Source organism: Cupriavidus sp. CuC1, assembly GCF_044627735.1.
In the GTDB taxonomy this organism is placed as follows: domain Bacteria; phylum Pseudomonadota; class Gammaproteobacteria; order Burkholderiales; family Burkholderiaceae; genus Cupriavidus; species Cupriavidus ulmosensis.
In genome coordinates, this window is record NZ_JBIUHC010000272.1 from 1 (window position 1) to 7734 (window position 7734).

General features: G+C 65.7%; 6 protein-coding genes. 3 read left to right on the forward strand and 3 right to left on the reverse strand.

From position 1 onward, the window contains the following. Positions 1–558: 558 nt before the first annotated feature. The 3 genes from ACGLHR_RS49740 (at position 559) to speE (ending at position 3736) form a co-directional block, all read left to right on the forward strand. On the forward strand, positions 559–1533 hold the full coding sequence (locus ACGLHR_RS49740; RefSeq protein WP_400103264.1) for a tripartite tricarboxylate transporter substrate binding protein: 975 nt from the start codon (positions 559–561) through the stop codon (positions 1531–1533). A 31-nt stretch (positions 1534–1564) separates the two neighbouring features. Continuing rightward, positions 1565–2080, forward strand: a complete 516-nt coding sequence (locus ACGLHR_RS49745) for a MaoC family dehydratase (RefSeq protein ID WP_318238611.1) — start codon at positions 1565–1567, stop codon at positions 2078–2080. Positions 2081–2479: 399 nt separating this feature from the next. Next, positions 2480–3736, forward strand: coding sequence for a polyamine aminopropyltransferase (gene speE / locus ACGLHR_RS49750; protein ID WP_400103267.1), 1257 nt, complete (start codon positions 2480–2482; stop codon positions 3734–3736). Positions 3737–3961: 225 nt separating this feature from the next. Here the strand turns inward: speE and ACGLHR_RS49755 are convergent, their stop codons facing one another. The 3 genes from ACGLHR_RS49755 to ACGLHR_RS49765 form a co-directional block, all read right to left on the reverse strand. Further along, on the reverse strand, positions 3962–4924 hold the full coding sequence (locus ACGLHR_RS49755; protein ID WP_318238525.1) for a tripartite tricarboxylate transporter substrate binding protein: 963 nt from the start codon (positions 4922–4924) through the stop codon (positions 3962–3964). Positions 4925–4968: 44 nt separating this feature from the next. After that, positions 4969–6516, reverse strand: coding sequence for a class I adenylate-forming enzyme family protein (locus tag ACGLHR_RS49760; protein ID WP_400103269.1), 1548 nt, complete (start codon positions 6514–6516; stop codon positions 4969–4971). A gap of 62 nt (positions 6517–6578) precedes the next feature. Then, positions 6579–7559 carry a tripartite tricarboxylate transporter substrate binding protein gene (locus ACGLHR_RS49765; RefSeq protein WP_318238527.1) on the reverse strand — a complete coding sequence of 327 codons (981 nt, stop codon included), beginning with the start codon at positions 7557–7559 and terminating at the stop codon, positions 6579–6581. Positions 7560–7734 lie beyond the last annotated feature (175 nt).

The window sequence follows — 7734 nt, forward strand, 5'->3', positions numbered from 1 at the left end:
TTTGAGGGATTCACCACCGCGCCCACCCCACCACGAAACCATCACGGCGTGATATATCGTGATGCTCCGATCCGGTATCGGAAGATGGGCGTATGGGCAGGGATTCTGCTACCGAGCAGCCTCACCACGAAACCAGCGTCATTAACAGGATCGTGGCCATTCAAACCGGTAACGGCACGAGTGAATTAAAACCAGGGGCCTGACGACGAAACCACCGAGCTACGCAACCCCGACACGCCAGCCTCCTGCAAGGATCGCTTTCTTTTAGTTACTTTTCTTTACGAGTAAAGAAAAGTGACATCTCACACGTTCTAAAACGGCAACACCGTACAGCCGCGACAGCAGCTAGAAGCATGAAAACCCCGCCCAGCAAGCGCCAAAACCCGCGTCAGCGGGCCACAAGCAATACACATCGCACACTTACCCCAACCTACAATTCCTGCTCCAAGCTCAACAGACTTTGCGAACGAATCAGCGGAACGGGACACTAGAAGCGAAAGTCAAAAAGACAACGACAACATCGGGATCGAAGGGAACGACAACAAAAGGAGACTTCCGATGCATGCATTCCACAAACCATGGCGCGTGGCTAGCGCCGCCATCGTTCTAGGCTGCGCCACGCTTGCCCAGGCGCAGCCGGCTCCCACCTACCCTACCCGCCCGGTGACGCTGATCGTGCCCTACGCGCCGGGTGGCACCACCGACGTGGTGGTGCGCCAGTTTGCCGTGGCCTTGCAGAAGTCGCTCGGCCAGACCGTGGTGGTGGACAACAAGCCGGGCGTGGCCGGCACCATGGGCGCGCTTGCCCTGCGGCAAGCGAAGCCCGACGGCTACACGCTGTCGATGATGCCGGTCACCGTATTCCGTCAACCCTTCATCCAGAAGACCGCCTTCGACCCTGCGCGCGATTTCACCTACCTGTCGCGCATCACCGGCTATACCTTCGGCGTGGTGGTGCCGGCCAATTCACCGTGGAAGAACTGGGGCGATTTCCTGCGCGATGCACGCGCAAAACCGGGCACCGTCAGCTACGGCTCGCCGGGCCAGTACAGCTCGCCGCACATCACCATGATCGAGCTGGTGACCAAGGAAAACCTCACGGTCAACCACGTGCCCTTCAAGGGCGATGCCGACTGCCTGAACTCGCTGATGGGCAACCATGTGCAGCTGTGCGCCGCCGGCAGCTCCGCCGGCACGCTGGTCGATGCGGGCAAATTGCGCTGGCTGAATCTATGGACGGCGCAGCGCTCCCCGCGCTGGCCCGACGCGCCCACGCTGCGCGAGCTCGGCTACGACATCGTCTCGAACTCGCCCTACGGCGTGGCCGGGCCGAAGGGCATGGACCCCAAGGTGGTCAACATCCTGCAGGACGCGCTGCGGCGCGCCGCGGAAGATCCCCAGCACCTCGCCGCGCTCAAGCAGCAGGACCAGGACCTGATGTACCTGGACAGCGCCGGCTACACCCGCTTTGCCATGCAGCAGATCGCGCAGGAGAAGGCGCTGGTGGAGCGGCTTGGCATCAAGGCGGATTGAGCTCCCGCCCACAACCCGGATATCCCGACCGATGACCATCAAGTCCTCCGCAGCGAGCCCCGAAGGCATCGCCTTCGACCCCCGCCGCCACCGCATGTGCGAGCAACGCTATTTCGAGGATTTCGCGCCCGGCGAACGCTTCGTGCTGCCCTCGCGCACCATGACCGAGGCGCTGTTCGCCGCCTTCCAGCTTGCCAGCGGCGACAACCATCCGGTGCACTACGATGCCGAGTACTGCCGCGCCCACGGCATGCCGCACATGCTGGCGCATGGCTACCAGGTGCTGATCCAGACCGCGGCAGGCGCCGGCCTGTTTCCGCATATGGTGGAGGAATCGCTGAAGGGCTTTCTTGACCAGAGCAGCCGCTTCCTGCATCCGGTCTACGTGGGCGACACGTTGTACAGCGCGCTGGAAGTTGCCGAGCTGGTGCCTAACCGCACAACAGGGGTGCTGACCTTGCGCTCGACGGTGCACAACCAGCACGGCGTGCTGGTGCTCGACGGTGTGCAGCGTTACCTGCTGCGCAAGCGCGCACCGGCCGGCTGATTGGCGTCGATCTCAAATGCAGAAAATTCCGGCGCAAGTTGGGAAAGGGCCTAGGACAGCTTGAAACCCCTGAAAATCAAGGCGAAGGCAGCCCGCCTTCCGAATGCAATGCCCCCGCGCGCGGGATCTCGCGGGCTGCTGCCCCGCCATTTCGTGGCGCATCTCGGCTACACTCAGCCGCTTCATTGGCCTGGCGCTGCGGGCATTCTCGCTTCCCACTGAAGCGCATGCCACAAGCGCCAGGCCCGCCCTCTGCAATCGCTCCGGATCACGCCGACGCCGGACCGCATTGCCCCATCCGACAGCCCGCCTCATGACCGTGCCCACGCCTCTCGTGACGCGGTTCCGGCTTCCATTTGCCGGGCCGCGGGCTGGCACGCAAGGAGGAACTGCCCAGACATGCAGGGACTGCACCTAACCGCTGATTTGTACGAATGCCGCTGCGCGCCAGCCTTGCTGTGCGACGCCCAGCTGCTCGCCAGCCTTTGCCGCCAGGCCGTGGCGGCCGCGAGCCTGACGCTGGTGGCCGAGAAGTTCCACACCTTTCCCGGCCACCAGGGCGAGCAAGGCGGTGTCACCGGCGCCGCCTTGCTCGCCGAATCGCACCTGGCCGTGCACACCTGGCCGGAACGCGATGGCGTCACGCTCGATGTCTATGTCTGCAATTTCTCGGACAACAACTCGGCCAAGGCCGAAGCCCTGCTCGACGCCCTGCTGATCGCTTTCGCGCCCCGCCGGCAAAGCACCAACCGCCTGCTGCGCGGCTCCGACGATCCGCAGGATCAGGCCAACGAGCTGCTGCTGGAGTGGCTGAACCCGGACAGCGCCTACGGCTTTCGCGCCACGCGCCGGCTGGAAACGGTGCGCACGGCGCATCAGTTGCTGGAGGTATTCGACACGCCGCAATGGGGCAAGCTGCTGCGGCTCGACGGCCGCTACATGACCTCGGAGCGCGACGAGTTCTTCTATCACGAGCCCATGGTCCATGCCACGGCCATCACCCATGCCACGCCGCGCCGGGCGCTGGTGCTGGGCGGCGGCGACGGCGGGGCCTGCGAGGAACTGCTCAAGTACCCGACGATGGAGCGCGTGGTGCTGGCCGAACTCGACGCGGAGGTGATCCGCGCGGCCCGGCAGCACTTGCCGCAGGTGCATCGCGGCGCGTTCGACGATCCGCGCCTGCAACTGCGGATCGGCGACGGCTTCGCCTATATGGCGGAGCAAAGCCGCGACCCGCACGGCGAGCGCTTCGACCTGGTCGTGCTCGACCTGACCGATCCCGACACGCCGGCGCAGCCGCTCTACACGCCGCAAGCGCTGCGACTGGTCAAATCGCTGCTGGCGCAGGGCGGCGCCCTGGCCATGCATATCGGCTCGCCGGTATTCGAGCCGGAACGGGTGCGCCAGATCACCTTGCAACTGCGCGGGGTGTTCGAGATCGTCAGGCCCTTTGGCCTCTACGTGCCGTTGTATGGCGCGTATTGGGGACTGGCCTTCGCCTCGGACACGCTGGATCCGCTGTCCCGCCTGCCCTATGAGGTGGATCAGCGCCTGCGCGGCTACGGCATCGGCGATCTGGACTACTACAACGGAGAGGTGCATCGCGCGCTGTTTGCGTTGCCCAACTACTACCAGCGGCTGGTGCAGAACCACTGACCTGCCAGAGCCATTAGCCGAAGCCGCCGAACGGGCCAACACCGCGCGCCATGACGACGGCTGTCGCTCCCTCTCCCCTCATGGGGAGAGGGTTGGGGAGAGGGGCGGTTTGGCTAGGAGCCACTGGGAGCGAAGCCAATTGTTTTATCCAGCACGACGGCGTAGCCAGCGTCCGCCCTTTCCCCCGGTTGCTCTCCTGCAAGTGGGAGAGGAAGCAAACCAACCTCAATCCACCTGGATGTTCGCGGTCTTCACCACGCCGCCCCACAGCTTGAGCTCGCGCTGGATGCGATCGGCCAGCGGCTTCGGGCCCGTGATGTTGAGATCGTAGCCGCCCTGCGTCATGCGCTGCTGGAAGGCGGGATCGTCGCCGATGGCCTTCTGCGCCTTGACCAGCTTGTCCACCACATCGGCAGGCAGCTTCTGCGGGCCGATCAGCGCGTACCATCCGGTCAGGTCATAGTTCTTCATGCCGGACTCGATCATGGTCGGCACGGTCGGCAGCGCCGCGTTGCGCGTCTTCGACGTGACCGCCAGCGCGCGTACCTTGCCGCCCTGGATATGGCCGATGGCCGTGCCGGTGATGTCGAACATGAAGGTGACCTTGCCACCGATCACATCGGCCATCGCGGGCGAGTTGCCCTTGTACGGCACGTGCAGCATCTTCACCCCGCCCATCTGCGCCAGCAACTCGGCGGACAAGTGGTTGGAAGCACCTACGCCGGCCGAGCCGAAGCTGACGCCTTCGGGATGCTTGCGCGCGTAGTCGACCAGTTCAGTGACGTTCTTGGCGGGGAAATCCTTGTTGATCAGCAGCACATTGGTGTAATCGGTGATCAGGCCGATATAGGTGAAATCCTTGGTCGGATTGAAGTTCACCGACTTCTGGATCAACGGCGTCATGGTCATGGTGGGACTGGCCACGAAGTACAGCGTGTAGCCGTCCGGCGTTGCCTTTGCCGTCAGGTCCGCGGCAATGGCGCCGCTGGCGCCGGCACGGTTGTCCACCACGACCGGCTGCTTGAGCGTGCGGCCCAGGTAGTCGGCGTAAATGCGCGCGGCGGTATCGACCGGGCCGCCCGGGGCGTAGCCCACGATCAGCTTCACCGGGCGCGCCGGATAATTGTCCGCCATTGCGGTGCCCTGCACCAATGCCAGCAGCATGCCGGCCATCATCCATCGCTTCATCTGTCTCCTCCTTATTGTGCGTCTTGCCAGTGCCCCGGCGGGGGTCATGCCGCTGCGGCAGCGCCGTCCAGCATGGCGCGCAGCGGCTGCTTCAAGAGCTTGCCGCTGGCGGTAGTGGGAATGGTCTCGATCACGCGGATCTGCGCGGGCCGCTTGTACGGCGCCAGGCTGTCGCGCAGGTAGGCCTCCAGGGCGGCGGTGTCCAGCGTCGCGCCCGGCTGCGTTTCGATAAAGGCCACGACTTCTTCGTTGCCGTCGGCGGCAGCGCGCCCGACCACGGCGGACTGGCGCACGCCGGGGAAGGCGTTGATGACGGATTCCACCTCGATCGGATAGACGTTGAAGCCCGAGCGGATGATCAGGTCCTTGGAGCGGCCCACGATAAACAGCGCCCCGTCTTCACCCAGGAAACCGAGATCGCCGGTGTTGAGCCAGCCGCCCGGCAACAGCGCCTCGGCGGTCTGCTCCGCGTTGCGGAAGTAGCCGCGCATCACGCCCGGGCCGCGCACGCGGATCTGGCCGCGTTCGCCCGCGGGCATCGCCTCGCCTTGCTCGCTGGTGATGTTGATCTCCACGCCCTCGACGATGTAGCCGGCCGAGCAATCGGCGCGCGGCGCATCCATGCGCGTGATGAACAACGAGCCGGCGTATTCGGTGATGCCGTAGCCGTGATGCAGCGGCTGGCCGAACCAGGCCTCGGTGTCGCGCTTGAGCGTGGGGTCAAGCGGCGCGCCGCCGGTGTAGAGATAGCGCAGGCGGGGAAACGCGGTGGCGCCGGTGACACCTTGGGCCGACTCGCGTGCCACCGCCATGATGCGCGTGAACATGGTGGGCACGCCTTGCAGCATGGTGACGCCGGGCGACTCCAGCGCGGCGAACACGTCGGCAGCATCGAAACGAGGCCGCATCACCAGGCTGGCGCCCGCGTACAGCGTGGCCATCAGCACGGTGGCGATGCCGAAGATATGCGACAGCGGCAACGCGCCGTAGGCGATGTCGTCGGGACCGAGATTGCGCGAAGTGGCCGAGATCCGCGCGAAGATGGTCAGGCCGGCGTGCGGCACCATCACGCCCTTGGGCGCGCCCGTGGTGCCGGAGGTATAGATCAGGGTGGCGACATCCCGCGCCTCGGCGGCGCTCACGCGCGGCGGCAGCTCGGTGGCGCGCAAGCTGGCGAAGCCGGGATCGAGCGCCACGCAATCGGTGGGCTGCGCGCCGAGCCGCCTGGCATGCGCTGCGGCTACGTCGGAAACATGGTTGGTGAAGAACGTCAGCAATGGCTCCGCATGTGCGCGGATGCCATCGATCTCGCGCGGCGAGAGCCGTGCATTGACCTGGATCGGCCAGGCGTGCAGCGCGCTGCACGCAAACAGCATGATCACCATCTCGGCGCAGTTCTCGCCCACTACCATCACGCGGTCGCCCTGCCCTACGCCCTGCGCGGCCAGCCAGTCGCGGGTGGCGGTGATGCGCTGCCACAGCGTGCCGTAGCTGAGCACGCCGCTGGCCTCATACAGGCAGGGCGCCTGGGGCGATTGCTCGGCCCAGTGCCGGGGGATGTCGTGGATGAACTCGGGGCGGAAAGTAGACATGATGCGAGCGGGTGATGAGGTTGGAACCGGACTGGCTGTTGCAACGGCTGGGAACGGCGAACTCACTGATCCAGATGGATGTTCGCTGCCTTGATCAGGCCGTCCCACTTCTGGTACTGGGTGCGCATATAGGTGCCGAACTGCGCCGGGGTCGAAGGAAAGGGCACCGTGCCCTGGCTAGCCAGCCGCGCCGCCAGATCCGGCTGCGCGAGCGAGGCAACGATCTCGGCGTTGAGGCGGTCGACGATGGCGGGCGGGGTATTGGCCGGCGCCACGACGCCGAACCAGGCGGTCAGCTCATAGCCGGGCACGCCGGCTGCCGCCAGCGTCGGCACGCCGGGCAACTGCTCGGACGGCTTGGCAGTGGTCACCCCCAGCGCCCGCACGCGGCCATCCCGCACATACGGCAAGGCGGTGGAGATGCTGTCGAACATCATGGTCAGGCGCCCGCCGATCAGGTCGGTCATGGCCGGCGCGCTGCCCTTGTACGGCACGTGGTCGATGCGCACGCCCGCCATGTGGGTGAAGAGCTCGCCGGCCAGGTGCGACGACGAGCCGTTGCCAAATGAGCCGTAGGTCAGCTTGCCGGGCTCGCGCCGGGCGAGCGCCAGCAGCTCGGCCACGTTGCGAGCCTGGACGGAAGGATGGACCACCAGCACGTTGGGCAGATACGCCACCGAGGCCACCGGCGCGAAATCCTTGAGCGGGTCGTAGCCCGGCTTGTCATACAGGCTCTTGTTGACGGCCAGCGAGCCGAAGGTGCCGAACAGCAGGGTATAGCCATCGGCCGGCGCGCGCGCCACCGCCACGGCGGCGATGTTGCCGCCCGCGCCGGGTCGGTTCTCGATCACTACCGACTGGCCGAGCCGCACGGAAAGTGCGTGGCTGACCTCACGCGCCAGCAGGTCGGTGGCGCCGCCCGGCGGGAAGGGCACCACCAGCCGGACGGGCTTGTCCGGATAGGCGGCGAATGCGCTCGCCGTGGCCGCCAGCCAGCCGCATAGGGCGAGCCATCGGGTGCAACGTGTGGTCCAGCGGGACATCGCCTGTCTCCTCGGCGTGAATTGTTTTTGTGCTGCGACGTAACTGCGCCAGTGTGGGGCAGGCGGCAAAGGCATGCCATTTGGATTTGGCTAAGGCCGTGTTCGTGCGACCTGAAAGTCGCCTGAATTTCTGTTTCACAGGAGAACGTATGACCTGACGAAACCGGTTGTTCCA